Genomic DNA, 26,765 nt, shown 5'->3' on the forward strand with positions numbered 1-26,765 from the left:
TTGCCGTATAGCCACGTGGACTCGCTGCTCCAGTCACCGTCAGCTACCGTCTCGTAAGGCATAGGTGCAGTCTGGTCCTGTAACGTGTTTATGTTTTTAAGCGTAAGTGATCTATTATTGTCTGAATAATCTAAGGTTGTGCTGTTCTTTATATCGGTCATTGGATAATAGGCCAACAAATCTGTCCAAGCAACTGTTTGCAAGGTTTTTGTATCCTCAATAGGCTTTGGAACTACTTTTCCTTTAACCAGACCTCCATTGTTCTCAATCTCCTGATAAACCATCTGCTGCAGCTGCTCTGCGATTAGTGCCTTGCTAAATACTCGTACCTCATCAATATTGCCTGCAAAATAATGCATATTTGTGTAATTCATGGAGCGTCTACCTAATTCAAATTTTCCATTCCAAATTCCTGAAGGCTCAAGAGTATTACCAATTAAACTTGAATTGGTCTGCTCATTCTTTAACTCTCCATCTATATAAAAGCTATAAGTACCCGTTACATTATTAAATGTGGCAGCCACATGATGCCACTCTTCAAAATTAATATCTACTCCACTAAACCCCAATAGAACGCCAGTATTGGTGCGCATAGATAGTTTCACATTATTTCCATCAACTGTAAAAAATCTTAAAGCATCGCCTTCTCCTAATATTGTGCTATTAAGATTATTAGTATTGTCTATTTTCACCCAAGCCATGACGGTAATTTCACCTAAACCATCTATAAGCGCATCTCCACTTAAATAATCGTCACTACCATCGAAATCTATTGTAGCTGACTCAAAATACACATCTAAATCATCTCTATAATCAAGGTCACCACCAATATATAAATCACCGTCCGTATCAGGAAGTATGGAAGATTCTGGACTATTGATCTCGTCGTTGACGTCCAACGGGTCGTTGATGTTGCCGCCTTCAAATAGTAAATCTAAACCGTCGTTATCAGAATCTGAAAAAACGACAATAGAACTAGCCATTCCGTTTTCCTCAATGTCGAGCAAGCCGTCATTGTCTGTATCTAAATCTAAGTTGTCCGGTACTTTATCACCATCAGAATCTATAGGTGTTAATCCTTTACCATATACTAAGTCTATACCACTTTTACTATCATTAGTACCACTTGGAATAACATAACCTATTGAAGTTTGAGCCTCAACATTATCAGGTATGCCATCATTGTCGCTGTCAATATCTAAGTGATTAAATTTACCATCACCGTCAAAATCTTCACCACTGATAATAACCAGTGCATCAGCATTAAAATCCAAGAACTCACATTGCGTAAAAGACATACCAAATTGTCTTAATCTATTGCCAGTTGATGTCTTTATTGCCTGCATTCTCATACTAAAAGAATTACCAATAAATTGATAATAGGCCCTTAGCACTTTTAATGTTGAAAAACCTGGCCCCTCTTGCAAACCAGAAGCGCTTATTTGAACATCACTACCTATTACAGAAGTTTCTAAAGAGGTAGGATTCTCAGTACCATATGCTGCAGGGTTTATATACTTAACAGACTCTTTGAGACTTCCTCCACCGTCACAATCCCAAGTAATTCCATTAACTCTGAAAATTTCGGTTGATGGTGTAGTTGTCCCAGCGTTAACAATAGTAAATTCAAATGTTACGCCTGGTGTACCTATACCAGTAAAAGTTATTTCAGTTTGTAAATATGTTGGATTGTCGACGGTATCATCATCAATATCAGAAATTATTGCTCCTGTCATCTCAGTAATTTCCATTAATACATCAAAACCTTGTATAGCATTTCCAAAACGATATACAGCTCCTACCGTATCGATAGGTCCTGAACTTGCAGCTGGATCATAAACCCCATTTTCAAAAGCTAATTCTGGTAAGGTACATTCAAATCTATCTTCACCTATATTTTCAACTCCATCACTTATGCCATCTCCATCATCGTCATAATCCAAATAATCAGCTAAACCGTCTTGGTCCGTATCCAATTGAGATGTACAACTTGCATCTCCACCACTAACATTAAAATTGATTTGGTGACCAGATGTATTTGCCAATGAGCCAGTATCGTATATTACTTGAGTACCTGCAACATTTACTGAAACATACCCACTTGCCCAACCACTTCCTCTAAAATCGTACAATTTTATATAATAATTATTTCCATTAGTTACACAACCTAAATCGTACCTTGAGCCATATTGATCTGTAACACCATCAAGAGTACCAGTGTAACATTGATTATCATCACAAATTGTAGCTATGAGGTCATTTGCCGGGTTATAGATTTCAACCTTACCATTAAATGAGGTACTACTCCATTTTACGACTATATCTACAGGAGATCTTTGCGCCGACAATGAAAATGTCATTAACATTGTTAACAAGGAGTAAAAAACAATTTTCGTTTTCATAATTATTCAATAAAATAGATTCATGGGTAGTTATAAGACACATATAACACACATGAGTCACATCTAACATGATGAACTAAAATTATTTCTTTGTCAATGGAGGTAAAAGCGAGAGGGAAAAAAGACGTTATTTAAATCTCTTTAAAACAACGACTTATACATACAATAGTAACAAAATGTAATTTGGTAAGCAAGAAAAGTGCTATTTTTTTTCGATAAAACGTATTATTTATACGATAAAGTGTTATTCGAAAAAAGTTGAAAGGCTGAAAAAAATCGTTGAAAAACCTAGTGTTTTCAAGGATTCTAGGTTAAATGATGGATTATATCTTCAATCTTTGACACCTTTTGAACTACAATTAATGTATTCTTAATTGAAATTTTACTATACTTTGAAATGAAAATCGTACTAAAACCTAATTTTTCTGCTTCTAATATACGTTGTTCGACTCGCTGAACTGGCCTTATCTCACCCGATAAACCAACCTCTGCTGCAAAACAAAAGTCACTTGGTAAAGCCATATCTTCATTACTTGATAATATGGCAGCTACAACCGCCAAATCTATCGCTGGATCATCAACGGTTATTCCTCCAGTTATATTTAAAAACACGTCTTTTGCTCCCAATCTGAAACCAGCACGCTTTTCTAAAATAGCTAATATCATATTAAGCCGTTTTGCATTAAATCCTGTGGCAGATCTCTGTGGTGTACCATAAACAGCTGTGCTAACCAAAGCTTGGACTTCAATCATTAACGGCCTTAAACCTTCTAACGTCGCAGCAACAGCATTTCCAGATAATTCTCCATCTTTTTCAGAAATTAGAATTTCAGAAGGATTAGAAACTTCCCTTAAACCAGAACCCTGCATTTCATAAATTCCTAATTCATTTGTTGATCCAAATCTATTTTTGTTAGCCCTTAATACTCTAAACACATGATTTCTATCACCTTCAAACTGCAAAACAGTATCTACCATATGCTCTAAAATCTTTGGACCGGCAATATGACCATCCTTTGTAATATGGCCAATTAATAAAACAGGTGTTGCCGTTTCCTTTGCGAATTTAATTAGTTCAGTTGTACACTCTTTAATCTGAGAAATACTTCCTGCTGAGGATTCAATAAAATCACTATGTAACGTTTGAATAGAATCTATAATTACAATTTCAGGTTTTAGGCTTTCAATTTGCTTAAATATATTCTGGGTTTTTGTCTCAGTTAAAATATAACAGCTCTCGCTACTAGGATTAACGCGTTCTGCACGCATTTTAATTTGTCGCTGACTTTCTTCTCCTGAGACATAGAGTGTTTTATAATTTATATTTAGGGCAATTTGGAGTAATAAAGTACTCTTACCAATCCCTGGTTCTCCACCTAAGAGTGTTAAGGAACCATTTACCATACCACCTCCTAAAACTCTATTAAATTCATTGTCTTGTAAATCTAATCTTGCTTCTTGAGACGTATCAATTTCATTTATTTTTAATGGTTTTGAAATTCTAGTACCAGCCTGACTCTGTGTTTTCCAATTGCTTTTTTCAGGTTTTTGTATGACCTCTTCCGCAATTGTATTCCATTCTTTACAAGAGGTGCATTGTCCTTGCCATTTAGCAAACTGACTACCACAGTTTTGACAAAAAAAAGTTGTTTTTACTTTAGCCATTTAAATATTGGATGATCTGTGCTTTAGATAAAAGCATGGCTAAATTAAGATAAATTTAGTTGATGTCTTTAAACCAATTTATAATTGTGAGAATTTTTATAGTAGCGATTTTTGATGTAAGTTTTGTCGATATAAATAGCTTGATTTTATCATAAAGAGCTTCGAAAAAATAGTCTGTTGATGGTGTTCTTTTTTTAGTTGTCTTCATCATCCTCCTCCTCTCCTTCATCATTATCTGTATCTACAACTGTTAATTCATCAATTTTCGAAAAAATGAATTCTCTATTTATATGGCTAACATCCTCTAATGTTAATGCTGATTCATATAGCTTTTTGGCCTTTTTAGTTTTACCAACTTTCTCAGCATATTGTGCTAGATAATATGTTCCTAAAAGAGATTCTGGGTCTAACTTCTTGGCCAATTTCCCAATTTTCTCAAGTGATTCTAAATCTTCACGTTGCTCCGCTATTTTAACAACCTTATCAAATTCTTCTTCAGTAATTGGTTTTTTAATCCCAAATAAATCTTCAATCCTCTTGTATCTATCTACCAAGTACTTGTCTAATGTGCCTTCGTAAGGCAAAACTTTTTCTTCAAGTTCTTTTTCTCTTAGAGGTTTATATAACTCAAATATTTTATCAAAAGATCTTGCAATGGCACTTGTTACCAAAGTGTAGTGAGTGTCATTCTTAAAATCGTCAAAGTAATAGGTTAAGTATTGATTATTAACCTGTGATATTTGACCATCTGCGTCAATCACAGCGTCTCTTATACCAGGTAAATCCTTGTCTGAAGTTGCCATGTAATAGAAAATGTCATCTTTGAAAAATTCTAATCGTTCACCTAAGTAATCCTTAACTGTGCCAGACAAATCTGGACTTAAACATACATAAGCATCAAATAATGGATCTTCTTTGAATAAATAGGAATTAATAAAATTTCCCATAAGGTCATGACCTACTGCGACTTTAAATTTACTAGTCTTATATTCACTGTCTAAATAAGGAATTAGCTCATCTGCAACAAACTCATGAAAACGAAGTCCGGATTCCTTTGGCAATCCTGTAACCTCATCACAATATCCATCATAAAAACGTTCGTTTGCTTGCACAACACCAACAACAATGGAGCTTGGCATATCATCAAAATAGGTCTGAAATTGAAGTTGACCAACTACTGGTTCAAATAAATAATCTCCGTCAAATACAATAATTAATGGATGTATTATCTCGGAATCAGGATTATAATCATTCGGAAGTTTGATTTTTAATTGCCTAACTGCATTTAGTTTTGAAGATGCAATTTCGTCATAAGTAATTTGAGCGAATAGCTGACACAAAAAGGCATTCAATAAAACTATTAGAATAGTCTTCTTCATTAATAAGTAGGTTTAGTTTTGGTCTACCAAACATACTAATTAATCGGTAATCTGTAAATTTTTTTCGATGAAATGCATTAATTTTTTAAAGCATCTTGGGCGTCATACATTTTATCTAGCATTATTTCTTTATCAATATACTGAGATGGCTCTAGTAACAAACCTGCCTTGTAGCGCAACAATGCTCTTTTATAGTTTCCTTCTTTCTCATGAAACATACCCATATAGTACGCACTTAGCATTGAATTTGGGTATTCCTTCTTTACCAACTTTGCTAAATTCTCCAGCGACTCTAAATCATTTTTTTTGTTAGATGCAGAAGCTATTGCTCTAATATCATTTTCTATCAATTTTTTCTCAAACCCATAGAAATATTCAATATCCTCATATTTTTTGGTCAGATATTCAAAGGGAGAACCTTCAAATGGAATTATTTTTTCATTATACTCTTTACCGTTTATAGGTTTATATAATGCAAATATTTCGTTTAAGGCCTTAGGTATACCTCTTCCTACTAAGGAATAATGATTGGCATCTTCAAAATCATCAAACTTATATTGAAGCTTTTCATTTTCTACTAATTTTAGTTTTGCATCGCATTCAATAATTGAATTGCGGAGAAATCTAATATCGGCATCAGCAGTTGCCATATAATAAAAAGATTCTTGTTCTATTAGGGCCAATCTCTCTTTTAATCTATCTGCCATTTTCGGAGCTAAATCCGGACTTAAAGCAATGAAGGCTCGAAAAATTGGTTTATCCTTAAATAAATAGTAATTGATGAAATTCGCTCCTAAATCATGACCAGCTATAATTCTATAATTAGAAGCTGAATAATTATTTTCTATAAATGGTATTAATTCTGATGCTAAAAATTCATAGAAATTTGCGCCTTCTGCAATGGGTAAAAAGTTGTCTTCGTCATAATAAAAATCATCCTCTCGAGTATTTCCTTGTTTCACGCCTACAACAATACAATCAGGTATATCTTCCCAATAGGCCTGATAGTCTATATTCCCTGCAACGGGCTCAAATAGATAATCACCGTCAAGTACAATAACTAAAGGATAGGATCTTTTACTTTCAGGATCATAATTTCTTGGTAACTGTATTTTCAGTTCCCTCGATCCATCTAACTTTTTTGACTCAATAGTTTCATAAAGTGCTTGTGAATTAGTGATACATACTGAAAAAATAATTAAGAGTAAAGTATATAAATTCTTCATTGGTAGATTGACTTATAAAGTTAAAGCAAGGTAAAAAATATTTCTAAACAGCGCGTTTCTTTCTATTGTAGATAGGTAGATATAGTAATGAAATTCCTCCTAAAATAATAATCACAATGGTTTGTGAAGACCACATAATCCAGCCGAATGCTCTGCTCGGATCTTCTGGCAAACTAAAAAGTAAAAATGCAATTACAATTGCTTCAGGAAATGAGCCGATTCCACCATTTGTCGCAGCGATACTGAAACTGGCTAGAATAAATCCAATCAATACAGGTGCTAAGGATATCCCTTCTAAATCTGGCAAGGATAAAGTAGTAACATAAAACATCAATAGATACATCATCCAAATGAATACAGTATGAAAAATGAAAGACCACTTACGCTTCATTTTAAAAATGCTCAGAGCTCCTTCAATCAATCCATTTATGAAGGATTTTATTTTTATGGCAAAACTAGATTTGCTCCTTTTTACAAAGCCTAATATCAAGGCAATCATCAATAGCAAAATAAGGAGACCAATAATGAGCGTTTGAGGACGGAATTTTTCAACAAAAAAATTGAATATAAATTCAAATTCTAAAAAAAGTGCAACAGCAATTATAATAAGTAGCATTATTGTGTCTGCCACACGTTCTGCAACTATTGTCCCAAATCCTTTTTCAAATGGGACATTTTCATAATTGGTTAATATTGAAGCTCTTGCAATTTCTCCTGCTCTAGGTATAGTAAAGTTTATGAGATATGCAGAATACACTGCCATAAAGCTATTGGCAAGTTTTGGTTTATATCCCAAAGGTTCTGCCATAAACAGCCATCTGTAAGCACGAGATGTATGACTAAGTATACCCAAAAAAACCCCTAGAAAAATCCAAAGGTAGTTAGCATTCTTAAAATATTGAACTAATGTAGAAATTGATATTTGAGATAACGAATACCAAACCAATAATATACCCAACAAAAGTGGCAATACAATTTTTAGAATTGGCTTTGTTTTACTCAAAAGATTACTTTAGAAGATTGGTTTCTTCATCCGGAAATACCAAAGATGGTTTAAAAACTTTGGCTTCTTCTATATCCATAAATGCATAAGTGATTAATATTAAAATATCACCAACCGCGACTTTTCTTGCCGCAGCACCATTTAAAGTTATTTCCCCAGTATTACGTGGTCCTGGTATACAGTAGGTTTCTAAACGTTCACCATTGTTATTATTTACAATTTGAACCTTTTCTCCCTGTATAATGTTTGCTGCATCCATTAAATCTTCATCAATAGTTATACTACCAATATAATTAAGATCCGCACCTGTACATTTTACACGATGAATTTTAGATTTGACAACTTGAATTTGCATGAGGCAAAAATAATTAATTTAAAGCGATATTGTCTATTAATCTTATATCGCCTGCATAAACTGCAATAAACGCTCTATACGTTTTTTCTTTTGACTTTCTTTTTACTGGTTTTAAGGTTGAAGTATCTGCAATTGTGAAATATTCTAATTTTAACAACGGTTGCATTTTAAATTGCTTTTCAACCCATTCCGTAACTTTTTTAGCACTTTTTGTGCCAAACTGTATTTTGGCAGATTTTAAAGTTCTGTATATAAACGGCGCCACTTCTCTATGATGATTTGTTAATCTTGTATTTCTCGAGCTCATTGCCAAACCATCATCTGTTCTGTGAATTGAACAACCTATTACCTGAACTGGTATATCATGTAATTCCACCAATTTTTTGATTATTTGCAATTGCTGATAATCTTTTTCACCAAAGTAAGTATTATGAGGTTTAACAATTTCAAACAAGCGCTTCACTATAGTACCTACGCCATCAAAATGACCATCTCTGAAAGCACCTTCCATTTCATTTTCAAGACCATCAAAAGTAAAAGTATCTGACGTTACTTTTTGCCCATAAATATCTTCAGCATTTGGTGCGTAAACAATTATTTTCTTCTCGCTAACAGTGCTTAAAAGAGCAACATCTTTTTGAAGTGTTCTTGGGTATTTTACAAGATCTTCTTTATTGTCAAATTGTGTCGGATTTACAAAAATTGAGACAACAACAATGTCATTTTGACTTAATGCCTTTTCGACCAATGAAAGATGTCCTTCATGAAGTGCGCCCATTGTAGGAACCAAACCAATGGTCTTATCCTTTTCTTTTAACTCACCGATATGAGTTGACAACTTATTTTTTTTATGATAAATTTTCAATTCTCTTTGTAAAATTTAACGCGTGCAAACTTAATATTTTACTGGCAATCTGCACAAAATTTTGTAATTTTGCATGTTTTTTACTTTTAATTTTTAAAAGCAACTGATTTATGAAAGATAAACGAATATTGTATGTGTCCTCGGAAGTAGTTCCGTATTTACCAGAAACAGAAATTTCTTCTATGTCGTTTGAAGCACCTAGAATGGTAAATAAGCAAGGAGGCCAAATACGAATATTTATGCCTCGTTTTGGCAATATTAATGAAAGAAGACATCAGTTGCATGAAGTGATCAGGTTATCTGGTATAAATCTAGTGATTAATGATTTAGATATGCCTCTGATTATTAAAGTAGCCTCAATTCCAAAAGAAAGAATACAAGTTTATTTTATAGACAACGAGGAGTATTTTAAACGTAAAGCTACATTGACTGATGAAGATGGCAACCTTTTCCCAGACAATGATGAACGTGCAATATTTTTTGCAAAAGGTGTCATAGAAACAGTTAAAAAACTTAACTGGGCTCCAGATATTATACATGTTAATGGTTGGTTAGCATCCCTATTACCTCTTTATTTAAGAGAATATTATAAAACCGAACCATTATTTACAGAAAGTAAAATAGTTACATCTGTATACAATCAAAACTTTGATGGTACGTTAAACAAAGACATGATAAAAAAAGTGGATTTTGATGGATTAGATGCTGAGGCTATAAAACCTTTAAGTAACCCTGATTATGTTAGTCTAATGAAAGTGGCAATTGATAATTCTGATGCTGTAATAAGAGGCTCTGAAATATTACCCTCTGAATTAGATGATTACTTAAATGGCTTAGAAAAACCAGTTTTAGAATACCATTCACTTGAAGAATTTGCAGACCCATACACAGAGTTTTATTCAAATACTGTCCTCAACGGTTAATATACTTATGAAAAAATATAGAATTGCCATCCAATTATTTACATTTAGCTTAGTATTTATATCCTTTATTGCTTGTGATAAAGATTTTGCTAATCTAGATTCTGATGTTGTAAATTCAGACGTTGCAACAGATTTTACTATTAAGAAAGATAGTTTCGATATTATAGCCTATTCAAAGCGCCTTGGGCCAGTACAATCTGATGGTTTAGGAATAAATTCCATAGGAATTTATGACGATGTTTATGGCAGATCAACAGCTAGTTTTGTTACTCAGGTTACCCCTTCTTCTTTTTCTCCAATATTTGGAGAAAATGTAGTTTTAGATTCTGTGGTAATGTATATCCCGTTTTTTTCGAGTGCAACCGAATTTGATGATGAAGGTGAACTGATTTACGAATTGGATTCTGTGATAGGCGATAAGCCTATTAAACTTAGTCTTTTTGAAAGCGATTACTTCTTAAGAGATTTTGTGCCAGATGGAGATTTTAATGAGTCTGAATCTTATTTTTCAAATAAGACCATTGCTGATTCTTCACCTATATCAGAGGCACTTCTTGAGGGAACACCAATCGAATACCTAAACGAGGATGGAACCGTTAATACAGAAAATATTGTTACAATTTCAAATGAGGTTTATACACTGACTGAGCCAGACACTGAAGATGATGAAGATGAAGATCCTCAAGTAATTCAAACCTTATTACCTGGAATTAGACTTGTTTTAAAACCAGATTTTTGGCAAGAGAAAATTTTAGATCAAGAAGGTGAAGCGGTTTTAAGTAGTCAAAATAACTTAGCTGAATATTTTAGGGGAATATATTTCAAAGCTGAACCAATTAATGATGAAGGAAGTTTTATAATTCTAAATGTTGGTACTGTATCTTCAAATATCACCTTGTATTATACCAGAGATAATGAAAATGCAGATGAAGATAGTGAAGAGACTACTGAGCAATCAACTTTCCAATTGACCTTCGGACCGAATAGAGTGAGCTTTATTGAAAACGATTTCAACTTAACATTAGCAGATGGAGATGAGGTCAATGGTGACAGCAGACTTTATGTAAAAGGTGGCGATGGCTCTATTGCCAAATTGAAGTTTTTTGAAGGTGCTGATTTAGATGATGATGATGACACCTTTAATGCTTTTGAAACATGGAAAAATGATTTCGTTGAGACCGACGAAGAAGGTAAATTTGTTAAATCAAAACGGTTGGTAAATGAAGCTAATTTGGTCTTTTATGTAGATCAAGACCTAGTTGAAGGCAACGAACCAAATCGCCTTTATGTGTATGATATAGAGAATAAGACACCGTTGGTAGATTATTTTTTAGATGGAATAGTAAATGCAATACCTTCGCTTTCAGTTGTTAACCATTTAGGTCCACTTGTTCGTGTTGACGATGAACCTGACGGAGAGGGCATTAAATACAAATTAGAAATTACTGAGCATATTAATAATTTACTTTTGAGAGATTCTACTAATGTGGAATTGGGTTTGTCAACAACACTCAATGTGAATTTAGAAGAAAATTTTGCTCAACGACAAGTAATCTCATCTGATGAAGATTTAACCTCACCTCTTAGTTCTGTCATTACTCCACGTGGTACCATATTACATGGTAATAACACTGAAGATGAAACCAAAAAAGTATATTTAGAAATATACTATACTGAACCAAATAACTAAATCTTTAACCTATGTGTGGAATTGTAGGGTATATTGGCCATAGAGAGGCCTACCCAATTGTAATTAAAGGACTTCAACGATTAGAATATCGAGGCTATGATAGTGCAGGTATTGCACTATATGACGGAACCAACATCAAATTATCAAAAACCAAGGGAAAAGTCTCTGATTTAAAAAATAAATTAGAAGATGAGATTTCTACATCTGGTAGTCTAGGCATTGGACATACTCGTTGGGCAACTCACGGAGTACCAAATGATGTAAATTCCCATCCTCACTATTCCAACTCTGGTGATTTAGTTATAATTCATAATGGTATTATCGAAAATTATGATGCCTTAAAAAAAGAGTTGAGCAAACGTGGTTATACATTCAAGTCTGATACAGATACTGAAGTTCTTGTCAACCTTATCGAAGATGTTAAAAAAAATGAAGACACCAAACTTGGAAAGGCAGTTCAAATTGCCTTAAATCAAGTTGTAGGCGCATATGCAATTGCAGTTTTCGACAAGAACAAACCAAACGAAATAGTCGTTGCTAGATTAGGAAGTCCATTGGCTATTGGTATTGGTGAAGATGAATTTTTTATTGCAAGTGACGCTTCACCCTTTATTGAATATACAAAAAACGCTATTTATTTAGAAGATGAAGAAATGGCGATAATTCGAAGAAACAAAGGAGTTAAGGTCAGAAAAATTAAGGATGATGCCTTAGTTGATCCATATATGCAAGAATTGCAATTAAACTTGGAACAAATTGAGAAGGGTGGATTTGACCACTTCATGCTTAAAGAGATTTATGAGCAACCAGAAGCTATAAGAGACACTTTTAGGGGAAGATTGTTAACCAATCAAGCTATTATAAAAATGGCAGGTGTTGAGGATAATATGAAAAAGTTCCTTGCTGCGGATCGTATTATCATTGTAGCATGTGGTACTTCCTGGCATGCTGGCTTGGTAGCTGAATATATTTTTGAAGATCTTGCAAGAATACCTGTTGAGGTAGAATATGCCTCTGAATTCAGATATCGAAACCCTGTAATCACAGAAAATGATATTGTTATTGCAATTTCACAATCTGGTGAGACAGCAGATACTTTGGCGGCCATAAAATTAGCAAAATCAAAAGGCGCTTTTGTTTTTGGAGTATGTAATGTGGTTGGTTCTTCTATTGCTAGAGAAACTAACGCTGGTGCGTATACACATGCTGGTCCAGAAATTGGAGTCGCATCTACAAAGGCATTTACAACCCAAATTACTGTACTAAGTCTCATGGCATTGAGACTTGCAAGAGCTAAAGGAACAATTACAAGTTCAGAATTCAGGCATCATTTAATAGAATTAGAAACAATACCTGCAAAAGTAGAAGAAGCTTTGAAATCGGATGGCTATGTACAAACCATTGCTGATATTTATAAAGATGCGACAAATTTTCTTTATTTAGGTAGAGGGTTTAATTTCCCAGTCGCACTTGAAGGTGCCTTAAAGTTGAAGGAGATTTCGTATATACATGCAGAGGGTTATCCTGCTGCAGAAATGAAACATGGCCCAATTGCATTAATAGATGAGCAAATGCCTGTTGTTGTTATAGCAACTAAAAAAGGACATTATGAAAAGGTGGTTAGTAACATACAGGAAATTAAATCTAGAAAAGGCAAAATAATAGGTATCGTTACAAAAGGCGATAAAAGTGTCAAAGAATTGGCAGACCACGTTATTGAAGTTCCTGAGACTCTGGAATGTTTGACTCCTTTATTAACCACAATTCCACTTCAATTATTGTCATATCATATCGCAGTCATGTTAGATAAAAATGTTGACCAACCAAGAAACTTGGCCAAGTCGGTAACTGTAGAATGAAAAATAGAAATTTTATAAAAAAAGTGTCTTATTAAAAAGACACTTTTTTTTGTTTTAATGCTTGATATAATGAACCTGTCTTTTGTAAAAGGTTTTTATCACAACCCGAGGTATCAATCGTTTTATTATTTTTAAACGGCTCAACATTTGATAAATCAAATTCCATTTTTAATTTATTCTGTAAGTAAACAAGTACTTCCTTAGGGTAAGACAAATAGTCTTGATAGTCAATTAGAATAAAGTCTGTATCATCTAAAGAAATTAAATAGTTATAATAATTCAACCAAACTGACAACCAATAATCTAATGTATTTTTATCATAATTTATTTGAGTAGGTTTATCATCAAAACTGAAAACCTTCTGATTATAGCCAAATTCATGATGACCAAGCCAATCCATATAAGTTTCTACAAAGTCATCATCAGTTTGAAATTCAGAAAATCTTAAATGTTGATTTAATAAGGAATACGCATGATCTTCAGGTTTACGAAATAAAAAGATTGCTTTAAATTCTTTGTTTAATGATCTTAGTGATGGATATCTCAAGATCAAATTATTGTTTTTTGACAAATAAAAATGCGAATTATCTGTTCTGATTAAAGACTGATATGTTATATATTTATCATAAACTTCCTCATTAATTTCATGTTTTGTTAAAACTGAATCTCTGATAAAACTATCATTAAGAAATACCTTAAAAAAATATTCTTCTAATGCTTCAATAGTGTTTAACCCAAACATCATTTTATCACCATGTTTACGTTCTTTAAGTTTAGCTTTCTTTGGATTGTACATTTTTTTCCAAAGATTTGGTGCTAAAAGAAATGGCATGTTAGAATAATCTAAGGAGCTAAATTTCCCTGCTTTAAACAACTGATCTGTTAAACTAGTTGTTCCCGCCCGAGCCAATCCAGACACTATAACAAACTCTGATTTATTTTCAATTTTCTCACCTTTTTTAAATTTTCTATCGAAAGAAAAAAGTAATTTGGATAAGTTGTAATTGTTTAGAATTAGTTTGTGCAATAGTTTAGAAGCCTCAGAATAATTATCATCACTTTTCTTTTTCTTGAAAAGGAAAGGGATAACACTCCCTATGGACAGACTTATGAAAAACCATGTCGAACTAACATCAAGACTTTCATAACTTGTATTAGTAATAAGACTATATAATACAATAGGCAAGATAGTTGCTCCAGCAATAAAGACAACCGCACCAAAAAGCTTAAGCAATGAAATAAGAATTCTTTTTAGTGCACTTATTAATTTTTTTTGTTTAATTCTCTCGTCTTCTTTTGAGAGTACTTCATTTGAAAGTGACACCGAAGCTTCGAGCAGTTCAAAAAAAATCTTTCTTGAAGCTATAATAGACGTTGCCAGAGTAACTCCAGAAACACCTGCAATTATGAAATAAATCATTATCCTTTCTTAAATAAATTTCGAAAGAAACGCTTAATGGGTATCCACAATACCACTCCAAACGAAAATATTACAAGAAGGGAAATAAAAATAATAATTAGTAATGTTCCTAGTCCTAATCCTGGACCAATATAATTAAGCATAACGGTAGATTTTAAAAATTAATGTCTGTATATATAGTTGTCCAGTTTGTAAGGTAATGATAACCTTCAATATCACTTTTCAAGGTGGTTTTTAGTACAACTCCATCTTTATTTAGCACCCATAATAATCCGGAACCTTGTTCTTCAACAAACAAATCACCATTGGGCAATAATTCGTATAACCCTTCAGCTCCTGTATAAATTTCATTTTCAATGAATTGCTCTTCATAGAGTACCTCAAAGGATTCACTTTCAAAGTTATAAATAAGAACATTTGAATTGACTATTTTTCGTTGAATAGTCCCATTACTTGGTTTAAATTCATTTTTATTGAAATGAACATCCCAAGCTGCTGAATTATTATTGAATAATGCTATAGAATTATCTGATATAATATCAACATCATGCTGAAATGTAAACGGGCCTTCAATAACCTTTATCACTTTGTCAGTGGATGGTCTAAATTGTATTACCGCAGATAAGTGTCTGAAACTTAGGAATACATCACCCCTCTCAATATATTTTGTGCTATCTACTGCTACAACTGGCTGTATATCATTTAAATGAAATGGATCAGTAACATGTGTGGCCTTATTAAGTAATTCTTCGAGATTATTTTCTATAAAAATATCTGTCATAGATTTACTGTAAAGTGTTTTACCTGTATTAGAATCAACACTTAAAACAAGATCATCTCTGTAATCAGTTTTGTTTCCGTCCACAGACAAGGTTTTAGGAATTATAATTCCGCCCTCATGTTTCACACCAGGTATCCAGATGTTACCAATATGATCAAAGTTCATGGCATGATGAAAAATAAATTCATCATTAAACCATTTAACTTTTGAACTTGAATCTATTCTAATTAACCCTGGTTTTTCATTACAAGATGCAATAATATCTCTATTAGGCATTAGTTTAGCAGGATAAATTCTATCATTTTGACCAACTTCATAATGATTTGATAATGTTTCGACCGGTAAATCCCAATTTTTGATTATTTCATCTGTCTTAAAATTTTTTAACTCAATATTGAATTGATCACCATTTCTATATGCGTAAGTACCATATAGATCGTAACTTAGGCTATTAATATCTTCTTCATCTTTCTTTTTCGTTTTTATGTAATAATCTGGTGCATTAAAGAAATGATTATAGGCCATTTTCATATTTGATGGTACTTCGGAAAAGGATTTAATTACACCTGTAAAAGGTCCTGCTGCACGTTGCCCTAAGGCTGCATTTCTAACTATTCCACTCCATATCATAAGTATGAATATTCCAATAATTATTAAAGCCAATTTTCTTATTGTCTTCATTCTTTATTATTTTATTTGATTGGTAATAATTTTCAATAATAGGAATAAATCAATTCCCCACTTAAATTTATCTATGTAAAGCAAATTTATACGTTTTGGTATAATTGAAAATTATTTACTCATAATTTAATAACTCCTTCAAAATCTAAAGGATTTAAGTAAGAACTTGGGGTTAATTACTATTCATAAAATTAATACCAAAATCTCTAATATTGAGAATGTTGCAAATTAATGGCCTTAATTTTTGTAAAATATGTTATGCGTGCAGGCTTTTTTAAGAATTTCTCATTGTGTTTTCATATATTTATTTAAATTGCTCACTAATTATTCTAAATAAATAACTAATTCTCTAAAATGAAGACAACTTTAAAGCTTTTAGCAATGCTTTTTTGTGTGGTTTCCTTTGCGCAGACCACAGTAAAAGGTAAAATTACAGACAATTCCGGCTTACCCTTACCCGGAGCGAATGTCGTAGTAGTAGGTACATCATCAGGTACGTCATCAGATTTTGATGGTAATTATACACTGACGGTTGACCAAGAACCTCCATTTTCAATCCGTGTAACATACACTGGATTTAAGGAACAAATTATCGAAGTAACATCAAACAACCAAACAATTGATGTTTCATTAGTAGAAGGTAACGAATTAGATGAAGTTGTAATTTCAGCATCTCGTACACCTGAACGTATTTTTGAATCACCCGTTACAGTAGAAAGATTTGGTCTAAAAGAAATTAAGAATACTGCTTCGGTAGATTTCTATGATGGTTTAGAAAACTTAAAAGGTGTTGATATTAACACTAACAGTTTAACGTTTAAATCTATTAACACTAGAGGTTTTGCAACATTTGCAAATACACGTTTTATGCAATTAGTAGATGGAATGGATAATTCTGCTCCTGCACTAAACTTCCCATTAGGAAACTTACTTGGTATGACTGAAACTGACATTCTAAGCGTAGAACTATTACCAGGTGCTGCATCTGCACTTTATGGAGCAAATGCATTTAATGGTATTCTTTTTATGCGCAGTAAAAATCCATTTGATTTCCAAGGTATAAGTGGTTATGTTAAAAAAGGTATCACTTCTCAAGAAGCTGCCGGCGATAATGAATATACCGATTTAGGTATAAGAATGGCCTATAAGTTCAGTGAAAAATTTGCAGCCAAAGTGAACTTTGGATACTTAAAAGGTACGGACTGGGCCGCAACCAGCGAGGAAGATAAGCTTAACCGCGGCCTTACTAGAGCAGATATTGATTATGATGGTATTAATGTCTATGGTGATGAAGTGAGCACAGATATAAACGGTGTCGCACAGACACTTGAGAGCTTAGGCTTAGCACCTGCAGGAATTTCAGGTTTAGTGCCTTCGGTAGATGTAAGTAGAACCGGTTATAACGAAAGAGAGCTTACCAACTATAATGCTGAAAGTATTAAGGCAGATTGGGGATTATACTACCGTCCTTGGGAAAATGATTTTGAAATTCAGTATGTGGGTAAAATTGGATCTGGTAATACTATTTATCAAGGTGCTAACCGTTACAACATTAAAAATTTCTTCTTACAACAGCATAAATTAGAAATAAGAAACGACAACTTCTTTGTTAGAGGATATATCACTGAGGATAAGGCAGGTGACTCATACGATATGGTGTTTACTGGTATTAATATTAATAACGCATGGAAAGATAATAACACATGGTTTGGAGAATATGTAGCTGCTTATGCAGGTGCTACCTTAGGTGGCGCAACAGACGAAGCAGCACATATTGCTGCGAGACAAGCCGCAGACACGGGACGTTTTCTACCTGGAACACCAGAGTTTCAACGTGCGTTTGATAGAGTAACAAACGACCCAGATTTAACATCAGGTTCTAAATTCCAAGATAATTCTAAAATCTATCACGGAGATTGGAATTACAATTTTGGTGATCTTGTTGATTTCGCTGAAATCCAAGTTGGCGGATCGGTTAGAAGATATAGCCTAAACTCTTTTGGAACAATTTATACTGATGTTGATGGTCCAATTAATTACGATGAATTTGGTTTATACACACAATTACAAAAATCATTAGAGCTCTCAGAAAGTGTAGAGCTTAAATTAACAGGGTCTTTACGTTATGATAAAAACGAACTTTTTGATGGCTTCTTCTCACCAAGATTGTCGGCAGGTTTCACAATAAATGAAGATCATAATATTAGAGCTTCTTTCCAAACCGGTTTTAGAAATCCAACAACACAAGATTTATACATAGGTCTTAATGTAGGTAGAGCCATACTGGTTGGAGGTGCTGAGGACAATCCAGAAAGAGATGTAAGAAACTACAGTGTAAACGCTGGAACATTAAGCCCGGTAGGAGCTACTATTTTAGGACAACAGTCTGTAGATATTAATGCATCTGGTGCCTATAACAATTCGTTTTTTGCGAACTCTGTATTAAATGATTTTGCTAATTCTGGTAATCCTGCAGATTTAGAGATTGCAAATTCAAATCTAGCTAAACCTGAGCAAGTGACTTCATTTGAATTAGGATATCGAGGTAAATTAGATGGTGTGATTATTGATGCTTCGGCTTATTATAATCAATACCAAGATTTCTTAGCTAACGAAACAGTAGTTTCTCCTTTTTATGGTGATGTGCAGTTAACTCAGACACTACCTAACGGAGTACCATTAGCTGTGGCAGCAATTGCAAATGGTGATGCCGAAGCATATCAGACCTATACTAATGCTGACGAAAATGTAAACTCTTACGGTGCTGCTATACAAGTATCTACTAAAGTTCTTGATGGTTTTGATTTAAGTGCAAACTATACATATGCTAAGTTAGACTTTGACACAGAAGCTAATCCGGATTTTAGAACAAATTTCAACACGCCAGAGCATAAAGTAAAAGTGTCATTTGGTAAAACTGAGTTATTTAAAAACTTTGGTTTTAATACTTCTTGGAGATGGAGTGATAATTTCTTTTGGGAAGCCTCTTTTGGTGACGGAGAAGTGCCTGCATATAGTGTTTTAGATGCACAAATCAATTACAGAATACCAAGCTTAAAAACTACATTAAAACTTGGTGCTACTAACCTATTGCAAGATGAGTACTTTACCGCCTTTGGAACTGGTTTCATTGGGTCAATGTATTACGCATCTATAACTATCAATAACCTATAATAAAATTGACAATGAAAAATTTAAAATATATAATACTATCATTTCTGGCTATTGGATTTTTGGCTTGTGAAAATGATACATTAGATGATCTTAGAAATAGAGGCAATACCGATGCCGAACCTTTACCAGAACTTACAGCTGGCACTGCTGATTTTTCAAATTATGTAGCACTTGGTGCTTCATTTACTGCAGGATTCAGTGATGGAACTGTATTCCTTACAGCACAAGAAAATTCATTCCCGAATATTATGGCAAATAAATTTGGAATTGCCGGTGGAGGAGCTTTTACACAACCACTTGTTAGTGATAATTTTGGTGGTTTAGCTGCAGGTGGTACAAGAATTTCTGATCCAAGACTGGTTTTTGGTGGTGCTGGGCCAGTTGGTCTTGAATCAGTGATCGGACCGGTAACTGTTGGAACAGATATTGTTTTAAACAATCCGGTTGGGCCTTTTAATAATCTAGGAATTCCTGGTGCTAAAAGTTTCCATTTACTAGCACCTGGATATGGAAATATTTCTAATTTCCCTTCGGCCGCAAATCCTTATGCCGTAAGAGTAACAGGTAATGCTCCTAATGCAACTATTTTAGAACTTGCATTGGCGCAAAATCCTTCATTCTTTTCAATTTCTGAAATTGGAGGTAACGATGTATTAGGATATGCTACTACTGGTGGTGACGGTACAAACCCAATAACAGATTCTGCAACCTTTGATGCATCGCTAAATGCAATCGTTGGTGGTATGACTGCTAATGGTGCTAAAGGAGTAATTGGAAATCTTCCAGACATTACAAGTTTATCACACTTTACAACAGTAACTCATAATCCATTAGAGCCATCTAACCCTGCATTCGGACCATTAATCCCAACATTAAATACCTTATTTGGTGCATTAAATGATGTATATGCATTTTTACAATTCCAAGGAGCAATTGATGATGCTGCCACTCGTACTGTAGTGTTTTCAGATTCTGAAGCAAGTGCAATGGTCATAGTAGATGAAAATCTTGATAACATATCAACTTTAATTACTCAAACTTTATTAGGAAATCCTGCATTCCCAGCTTTTATAGCACAGTTTGGTCTTCCTGCTGAAGCAGCACCACAGGTTGCTGGATTATTAGGATTGGTTTATGGTCAAGCAAGACAAGCAACTGCTGATGATTTATTTGTACTACCTAGTGCATCTGTAATTGGAACAGTTAATTCTAACTTTTCATTATTCTTACAATCACAAGGTTTACCTGCAGCTACTGCAAATCAATTTGCGGTAGAAGGTGTAACTTTACCTTTAGAAGATAAGTGGTCATTATTACCAGAAGAACAAGCTGAGATAGCTGAAGCTACCGACGCATATAATGCTACAATTTCTTCTGTAGCAAGTTCAAATGGATTGGCTTTAGTAGATTTAAATTTAATATTAGAAGAAGCAGCTACAACTGGTGTAGAATTTGATGATTTTATTCATAATACAGATTTAGTATTTGGTGGATTGGTTAGTTTAGATGGTATTCACCTTACTTCAAGAGGATATGCTTTAATGGCAAATGCATTCTTACAAGCTATTGATACAACATATGGATCGAATTTTGAAGCTTCAGGTAATCTTGCGAAAGCAGATGACTATGTAACCAATTATTCGCCTTTATTGCAATAAATTCTTATAAATAATTAAATAAAAAACACGCTTCTATAAAGCGTGTTTTTTTTATCTAAAAATCAACTGTTTTTTTAAATAAAACTATATCTTTGCAGCGCGAAAAACACAATGTTTTTCAGAATTAAATTAAAGCAAAACAAAAACAGTTAAGTAATGTCAAAAGTTACAGGTAAAGTTGCACAAATTGTAGGAGCAGTTATAGATGTTGAATTCGCTGCAGGAACGGAACTTCCAAAAATATACGATTCATTAGAAATTACGCGAGAGGATGGTTCAATCTTAGTATTAGAAGTACAATCTCATATTGGTGAAGATACAGTGCGTACAATAGCAATGGATTCATCAGACGGTCTAAGTAGAGGTACAGAAGTTGTGTCAACTGGTAATGCAATTCAAATGCCTATTGGTGATGATGTTTATGGACGTTTATTTAATGTTGTAGGTGATGCTATTGATGGTATTGGAAATTTACCTAAAGAAGGTAAAAACGGGCTTCCTATTCACAGGCAAGCACCTAAATTTGAAGAATTATCTACATCTTCTGAAGTATTATTTACCGGTATTAAAGTTATTGATTTAATTGAGCCATATGCTAAAGGTGGTAAAATTGGATTGTTTGGTGGTGCTGGAGTAGGTAAAACAGTATTAATTCAGGAGTTAATTAATAACATTGCAAAAGGGCATGGTGGTCTTTCTGTATTTGCCGGAGTTGGTGAAAGAACTCGTGAAGGTAATGACTTACTTCGTGAAATGTTAGAATCTGGAATTATCAAATATGGTGATGACTTCTTACACTCCATGGAAGAAGGAGGTTGGGACTTAACTAAAGTTGATAAAACTGCAATGAAAGACTCTAAATGTACGTTTGTATTTGGTCAGATGAATGAGCCTCCTGGAGCACGTGCTCGTGTTGCCTTATCTGGTTTAACAATTGCTGAATATTTCCGTGATGGATCTGGTGATGGACAAGGAAAAGATGTACTTTTCTTCGTAGATAACATTTTCCGTTTTACACAAGCTGGTTCTGAGGTATCTGCATTACTTGGTCGTATGCCTTCTGCAGTAGGTTACCAACCTACTTTAGCAACTGAAATGGGTGCGATGCAAGAGCGTATTACTTCAACTAAGAAAGGTTCTATTACATCTGTACAAGCAGTATATGTACCTGCGGATGATTTAACGGATCCTGCACCTGCAACAACATTTGCTCACTTAGATGCAACAACTGTATTGTCACGTAAAATTGCAGAGCTTGGAATTTATCCAGCTGTAGATCCACTTGATTCTACATCAAGAATTTTAACGGCTGATATCTTAGGTGATGATCATTATGATTGCGCTCAAAGAGTAAAAGAGTTGTTACAACGTTATAAAGAATTACAAGATATTATTGCTATCCTTGGTATGGAAGAATTATCTGAAGAAGATAAATTAGCTGTAGGACGTGCACGTCGTGTACAACGATTCTTATCTCAACCATTCCATGTTGCTGAGCAATTTACTGGAATACCTGGTGTTTTAGTAGATATTAAAGAAACTATCAAAGGTTTCAACATGATTATGGATGGTGAATTAGATCACTTACCAGAGGCAGCTTTTAACCTTAAAGGATCTATTGAAGAAGCTATTGAAGCTGGTGAGAAAATGCTTGCTGAAGCTTAATTTAAAATTTCAGAATTATGTATTTAGAAATTGTATCGCCTGAAGCAACCTTATTTAGTGGAGAAGTAGATTCTGTCGCTGTTCCAGGCGTTAATGGTGAGTTTGAAATGTTAAAAGATCACGCACCTATTGTATCTATTCTTAAAGAGGGCCATGTAAAAGTAGCTGGTAGTAACATTCAGTTAGAAGAGGAAGTAGAAGATAAATTTACTAAGTCTGATAGAGGTGTTTGGCTAGCCATCAATTCTGGAACAATAGAAATGAAAGATAATAAGCTAATTGTATTAGCTGATTAAATATATTTATTTTCTAAAATTTATATAAAAAAATGCGAAGTATCTTACTTCGCATTTTTTATTCAAGAACCGTAATTCTTTAATAATTACCTTCAGGACTAATACCTGCTACAGCAGGAGAATAGAGCTCAATGTCAAAAACACCTATTACCAGTGAAATGGTATAGACAAACATAATTAAGAACAAAATAAATACTAGTCCTACAAATAACTGAAATGATTTAGGGTACTTAAAATCTTGATTTAATGTTCCCATAAAAATTGATGGTTGGTTAGTTGTCCTCAATTTAAGTATTTTTTCTTAACTTTTCATTAACATATGTAAATTAATTAATTGATTTTCAATTTGTTACATTTTCTTACTATCATTATCACTTTCTTCGTTCTAAAATAGCATGCACAATTTTTTGACTTTTAGTTCCTAATTAAGCTTAATTATCTTCAGTTCACTATTCACAATTTTTATAATTAAATATTCACTGCCATTAATAGTAATACATTCTAAATTTTTTGCTTCTTCTTCAGAAACATTAATTAAAATTGCATTATTAAATTGCTCTTCTTTTCCCTTTTTGATTAGATAACCATTAGAAGCATCATAACGTATAGTTTCAACTTCTGCATCATAAATACCTCCAATCCCAATAACTTCTAGTGTGTTATCCCTATTCAAATATTCAAAATCTAATGTAGGGCCAAATTGTGTTTCATTAGGTAATGCTAAAAATTGAAAGTTACCATTACCTTTGTTTTCAATGTAATAGGATCTAAAAGTAGTTGCTTTCAAATGAAGAGCAGTTTCTATATTATCCTTACCATATACATCAATAATAGTTGAGCTTGAAAATTCACTATAAGTTCCAATTTTATCATTTAGAAATGGTGTTTGTTGCGATGAACATTCCTTACCTCTTACCGGAAATAATTCTCCTTTTTCTTCCTTACTCAATGCAATATCATAGCTTTCATTATCGTCAAAATAATTAGCATATATGTGTAATGGTTTGTCCTGAGTTGGATGGAATTTATTATTCTCACCGTAGTTCCCTACAAAATAATCTTCATCACCATCCTTATCATAATCTACAGCACTTATAGTTTGATACCACCCTGTTTTAGTATCTGATTCCTGATTGACCTTAGTAAAAATGCCTTCGTTATTGTTAAAAAAACTAACTGGCATCCATTCTCCAACTACAATTAAATCTTTATCACCATCATTATCGTAATCCGAAAAAACAGCATCATTTACCAAACCAAGATTTTTCAACTCATCTCCATTGTTGGATGTTACATTAATAAAATTGCCATTTATATTTTCTAATAAATAGGATTCTGGTGCTTCTGGGTATTTTCCAGGAACCACACGTCCACCAACAAATAAATCTAAATCACCATCATTATCAAAATCACCCGATGCAATAGCCTTGGTAACCGTAAGCATTATAGGTAGTTTTCCTTTTGAAAAATTTCCTTTACCGTCGTTTATATACAATCTATCCTGAAGTAAAAGACTATCTTCATCTTCACTATAATTACCTGAAACCACATATAAATCTAAGTCATTGTCATTATCAGCATCGAAGAATAATGCATTATTATCATTATAATTTTTATCCTTTTCAAACAAAGATTGATTGCTTTTATAAAACTTTCCCGAACTAGTTTGAACATACATTTCAGCTGAATAGCCCTTTGTATTTCCCACAAAAAAATCATCCAATCCATCATTATTAACATCTGCAACTACAAGTGCATTATCTATTGTAGATTGCTTTTGCGGTAATAATAATTGCAGGTCATAATCGTTAAAATCAACTGACTTGTGTTTATAATCAATCCCTAATTCATCAGCTGAAACAGACTCAAACAATTTGACACTCTCCTTCTTTAAGTTGATGTTCTCCTCAGCATCAGAGTAATCAATAGTCAACTTTTGGTTAGCATCAATATTGGTTAGAGTTTGGGATTTGTTTTCTGACCAAGTGACTTTAATACTATCAATCTTTTGAAATGAACCTAGTCCGAAATTAACTTGATTGCTCACCGATGATTGATAACCTCTACTTGTATATACCTCTTTAAGCTGATTATTGTCTTTTGTGAAAACTTCAATTCTAGCACCAATACCATTGATATTATGCTCTGGTCCTTTTAAGTCAATGTTTAGATAATTAGATTCAGAATTATTGCGGTAAATTGAGGCTTTATCAGATTGATTATTCAATACCAAGTCTAAATCACCATCATTATCCAAGTCAGCGTAAGATGCGCCATTAGAATTCAATTTTTCACCAAAACCATATTTTGAAGATGAATCCTTGAATGTGTAATCTTGATTATTTATAAACATGAAATTGGCCAACTTAGCCGATGGGATTAATTCCTGAGCTTCTTTAAATCTTTCTTCTTTATTAGTGCTTAAATCTTTTTTAAGCATGGTTCTTCTAAAATCTTGATTGGCGATATCCTTTTCAATCCCATTTGTAATAAACACATCATTATAACCATCATTATCAAAATCAGCAATTAAAGGCGCCCAGCTCCAATCGGTTTTTGCAATACCTGAGAATTGACCTATTTCACTATAGGTGCCATTTCCATTATTCAATTGCAACATATTAGACATGTATTGATGGTGGTAACCTTGTTTAACCATGCGATTAAACTTCGCAATATCCATCGATGCCATATTTTCCTTACCTCGTTTTCTGTCTGAGGCTAGCATGTCTAATACTATAAGATCAGGCCTTAAGTCATTATTAATATCTGCAAAATCAGAGCCCATACTATTATTAGAAATATGCTTAAAAGCGTCTAGAACTGAATTTGTAAATGTCCCATCTTGGTTATTGATGTATAAAAAGTCTGGCTCAAAAAAATCGTTAGCCACATAAATATCCGGCCATGTATCATTATTAAAATCGCCAATTGATGCGCTTAAACCCCAAGCCTTGTCAAACGAAATTCCTGCTGATTTTGTCACGTCCTTAAATTTGCCGTTGTTATTTTGATATAAGCGATCTATGTCATCTTTTGTTATACTCGGTAGATCCTGAGGTTGTAGATATAAATCTTTGTTAGTATCGAGACTATGATTAACAAGATACATATCTAAATCGCCATCCTTATCATAATCTAAAAAGTAAGCTTGGGTTGAAAAGCTATAATCCTTAAGGCCATATTTTACAGCTTCCTCTTTGAAAGTGTTATCCTTTTGGTTTATGTAGAGTTTATTTTGCCTTGCCTTTCTGTTTTTGATAGAGGCTGATTTACAAACATAAATGTCTAACCAACCATCGTTATTAATGTCTATCATGGTCACACCAGTAGACCAACCTTGATCATCCATTACATCAGCGTCTTCAGTGATATCCTCAAAAACGAAGTTGCCTTTATTAAGGTATAATCTATTGGACTGCTGATTTGACGTGAAGTAAATATCCTCTAATCCATCATTATTTATATCTCCAACTGCAACACCTCCTCCATTATAGATATAACTGTAATTTAAGAAATTGAAATCTACTGTTTCTTCAATACTATTTATGAAATCTATATTGGAATGACTCGATGGGATATTTGTAAATAATGTAGTGGTTCCGTCATTATATGGCACATTATCTTTACCACAACTAAAGAATACACATAATAGTAAAATAAGAAACTTGTTGTACTTCATTTGTAATACGTGAATTACGAAGTTAATTACTTTTTGACTAA

The 26,765-nt window shown here is 33.4% G+C and carries 18 protein-coding genes; 7 read left to right on the top strand and 11 right to left on the bottom strand.

Annotated elements, in window-relative coordinates; genetic code table 11:
* The 7 genes from LBV24_RS03205 to panC all read right to left on the bottom strand — a co-directional run.
* The coding region (locus LBV24_RS03205; protein ID WP_224477154.1) for a LamG domain-containing protein at window positions 1–2,402 on the bottom strand (2,402 nt) is incomplete at its 3' end.
* A gap of 306 nt (window positions 2,403–2,708) precedes the next feature.
* Window positions 2,709–4,067 (bottom strand): DNA repair protein RadA, encoded by a 1,359-nt coding sequence (gene radA, locus LBV24_RS03210; protein ID WP_224477155.1) that lies wholly within the window; start codon window positions 4,065–4,067, stop codon window positions 2,709–2,711.
* Between the two features lie 194 nt (window positions 4,068–4,261).
* Window positions 4,262–5,446 carry an alpha/beta hydrolase gene (locus LBV24_RS03215; RefSeq protein WP_224477156.1) on the bottom strand — a complete coding sequence of 395 codons (1,185 nt, stop codon included), beginning with the start codon at window positions 5,444–5,446 and terminating at the stop codon, window positions 4,262–4,264.
* A gap of 77 nt (window positions 5,447–5,523) precedes the next feature.
* Window positions 5,524–6,672, bottom strand: a complete 1,149-nt coding sequence (locus LBV24_RS03220) for an alpha/beta hydrolase (protein WP_224477157.1) — start codon at window positions 6,670–6,672, stop codon at window positions 5,524–5,526.
* A gap of 43 nt (window positions 6,673–6,715) precedes the next feature.
* Window positions 6,716–7,675 carry a lysylphosphatidylglycerol synthase transmembrane domain-containing protein gene (locus tag LBV24_RS03225; RefSeq protein WP_224477158.1) on the bottom strand — a complete coding sequence of 320 codons (960 nt, stop codon included), beginning with the start codon at window positions 7,673–7,675 and terminating at the stop codon, window positions 6,716–6,718.
* Window positions 7,676–7,679: 4 nt separating this feature from the next.
* Window positions 7,680–8,030 (bottom strand): aspartate 1-decarboxylase, encoded by a 351-nt coding sequence (panD, locus tag LBV24_RS03230; RefSeq protein ID WP_224477159.1) that lies wholly within the window; start codon window positions 8,028–8,030, stop codon window positions 7,680–7,682.
* Window positions 8,031–8,043: 13 nt separating this feature from the next.
* Entirely contained in the window at window positions 8,044–8,895 is an 852-nt protein-coding gene (panC, locus tag LBV24_RS03235; protein ID WP_224477160.1) for a pantoate--beta-alanine ligase, read from the bottom strand.
* Window positions 8,896–9,005: 110 nt separating this feature from the next.
* Between panC and LBV24_RS03240 the strand changes: the two genes are divergently transcribed.
* The 3 genes from LBV24_RS03240 to glmS are packed head-to-tail and all read left to right on the top strand — an operon-like array spanning window position 9,006 to window position 13,367.
* Entirely contained in the window at window positions 9,006–9,818 is an 813-nt protein-coding gene (locus LBV24_RS03240) for a glycogen/starch synthase (protein WP_224477161.1), read from the top strand.
* Between the two features lie 7 nt (window positions 9,819–9,825).
* Complete coding sequence (locus LBV24_RS03245) at window positions 9,826–11,508, top strand: DUF4270 domain-containing protein (protein WP_224477162.1); 1,683 nt, start codon at window positions 9,826–9,828, stop codon at window positions 11,506–11,508.
* A gap of 11 nt (window positions 11,509–11,519) precedes the next feature.
* Window positions 11,520–13,367, top strand: a complete 1,848-nt coding sequence (gene glmS, locus LBV24_RS03250; protein ID WP_224477163.1) for a glutamine--fructose-6-phosphate transaminase (isomerizing) — start codon at window positions 11,520–11,522, stop codon at window positions 13,365–13,367.
* 31 nt (window positions 13,368–13,398) lie between these two features.
* Here glmS and LBV24_RS03255 read toward each other — a convergent pair whose 3' ends face one another.
* Both LBV24_RS03255 and LBV24_RS03260 read right to left on the bottom strand, forming a co-directional pair.
* Entirely contained in the window at window positions 13,399–14,787 is a 1,389-nt protein-coding gene (locus tag LBV24_RS03255) for a sulfotransferase family protein (RefSeq protein WP_224477164.1), read from the bottom strand.
* Window positions 14,788–14,941: 154 nt separating this feature from the next.
* Window positions 14,942–16,249 carry an arylsulfotransferase family protein gene (locus LBV24_RS03260; protein WP_224477165.1) on the bottom strand — a complete coding sequence of 436 codons (1,308 nt, stop codon included), beginning with the start codon at window positions 16,247–16,249 and terminating at the stop codon, window positions 14,942–14,944.
* 354 nt (window positions 16,250–16,603) lie between these two features.
* Between LBV24_RS03260 and LBV24_RS03265 the strand changes: the two genes are divergently transcribed.
* The 4 genes from LBV24_RS03265 to LBV24_RS03280 all read left to right on the top strand — a co-directional run bounded on the left by LBV24_RS03265 (window position 16,604) and on the right by LBV24_RS03280 (window position 23,042).
* Window positions 16,604–19,423, top strand: a complete 2,820-nt coding sequence (locus LBV24_RS03265) for a TonB-dependent receptor (protein ID WP_224477166.1) — start codon at window positions 16,604–16,606, stop codon at window positions 19,421–19,423.
* Window positions 19,424–19,434: 11 nt separating this feature from the next.
* The gene (locus tag LBV24_RS03270; protein ID WP_224477167.1) at window positions 19,435–21,081 is read left to right on the top strand and encodes an SGNH/GDSL hydrolase family protein; all 1,647 of its coding nucleotides are present in this window, start codon (window positions 19,435–19,437) and stop codon (window positions 21,079–21,081) included.
* Between the two features lie 156 nt (window positions 21,082–21,237).
* Entirely contained in the window at window positions 21,238–22,746 is a 1,509-nt protein-coding gene (gene atpD, locus LBV24_RS03275) for a F0F1 ATP synthase subunit beta (protein ID WP_224477168.1), read from the top strand.
* Window positions 22,747–22,763: 17 nt separating this feature from the next.
* On the top strand, window positions 22,764–23,042 hold the full coding sequence (locus tag LBV24_RS03280; RefSeq protein WP_224477169.1) for a F0F1 ATP synthase subunit epsilon: 279 nt from the start codon (window positions 22,764–22,766) through the stop codon (window positions 23,040–23,042).
* A gap of 79 nt (window positions 23,043–23,121) precedes the next feature.
* Here LBV24_RS03280 and LBV24_RS03285 read toward each other — a convergent pair whose 3' ends face one another.
* Together LBV24_RS03285 and LBV24_RS03290 are read right to left on the bottom strand one after the other, a co-directional pair.
* Entirely contained in the window at window positions 23,122–23,298 is a 177-nt protein-coding gene (locus LBV24_RS03285; protein WP_224477170.1) for a hypothetical protein, read from the bottom strand.
* Window positions 23,299–23,463: 165 nt separating this feature from the next.
* A complete protein-coding gene (locus tag LBV24_RS03290; RefSeq protein ID WP_224477171.1) occupies window positions 23,464–26,724 on the bottom strand; it encodes a VCBS repeat-containing protein in 3,261 nt (1,086 codons plus the stop codon).
* Between the last annotated feature and the right edge of the window lie 41 nt (window positions 26,725–26,765).

This window comes from Winogradskyella vincentii, from assembly GCF_020166345.1.
In the GTDB taxonomy this organism is placed as follows: domain Bacteria; phylum Bacteroidota; class Bacteroidia; order Flavobacteriales; family Flavobacteriaceae; genus Winogradskyella; species Winogradskyella vincentii.

Excerpts from the sequence above, each read along its gene's own strand:
- LBV24_RS03290 (WP_224477171.1), bottom strand. The coding sequence starts at position 26,724 with ATGAAGTACAACAAGTTTCTTATTTTACTATTATGTGTATTCTTTAGT.
- LBV24_RS03215 (WP_224477156.1), bottom strand. The coding sequence starts at position 5,446 with ATGAAGAAGACTATTCTAATAGTTTTATTGAATGCCTTTTTGTGTCAG.
- LBV24_RS03245 (WP_224477162.1), top strand. The coding sequence starts at position 9,826 with ATGAAAAAATATAGAATTGCCATCCAATTATTTACATTTAGCTTAGTA.
- LBV24_RS03220 (WP_224477157.1), bottom strand. The coding sequence starts at position 6,672 with ATGAAGAATTTATATACTTTACTCTTAATTATTTTTTCAGTATGTATC.
- LBV24_RS03260 (WP_224477165.1), bottom strand. The coding sequence starts at position 16,249 with ATGAAGACAATAAGAAAATTGGCTTTAATAATTATTGGAATATTCATA.
- LBV24_RS03265 (WP_224477166.1), top strand. The coding sequence starts at position 16,604 with ATGAAGACAACTTTAAAGCTTTTAGCAATGCTTTTTTGTGTGGTTTCC.
- LBV24_RS03270 (WP_224477167.1), top strand. The coding sequence starts at position 19,435 with ATGAAAAATTTAAAATATATAATACTATCATTTCTGGCTATTGGATTT.
- LBV24_RS03240 (WP_224477161.1), top strand. The coding sequence starts at position 9,006 with ATGAAAGATAAACGAATATTGTATGTGTCCTCGGAAGTAGTTCCGTAT.
- LBV24_RS03255 (WP_224477164.1), bottom strand. The coding sequence starts at position 14,787 with ATGATTTATTTCATAATTGCAGGTGTTTCTGGAGTTACTCTGGCAACG.
- atpD (WP_224477168.1), top strand. The coding sequence starts at position 21,238 with ATGTCAAAAGTTACAGGTAAAGTTGCACAAATTGTAGGAGCAGTTATA.
- radA (WP_224477155.1), bottom strand. The coding sequence starts at position 4,067 with ATGGCTAAAGTAAAAACAACTTTTTTTTGTCAAAACTGTGGTAGTCAG.
- panD (WP_224477159.1), bottom strand. The coding sequence starts at position 8,030 with ATGCAAATTCAAGTTGTCAAATCTAAAATTCATCGTGTAAAATGTACA.
- LBV24_RS03280 (WP_224477169.1), top strand. The coding sequence starts at position 22,764 with ATGTATTTAGAAATTGTATCGCCTGAAGCAACCTTATTTAGTGGAGAA.
- glmS (WP_224477163.1), top strand. The coding sequence starts at position 11,520 with ATGTGTGGAATTGTAGGGTATATTGGCCATAGAGAGGCCTACCCAATT.
- LBV24_RS03285 (WP_224477170.1), bottom strand. The coding sequence starts at position 23,298 with ATGGGAACATTAAATCAAGATTTTAAGTACCCTAAATCATTTCAGTTA.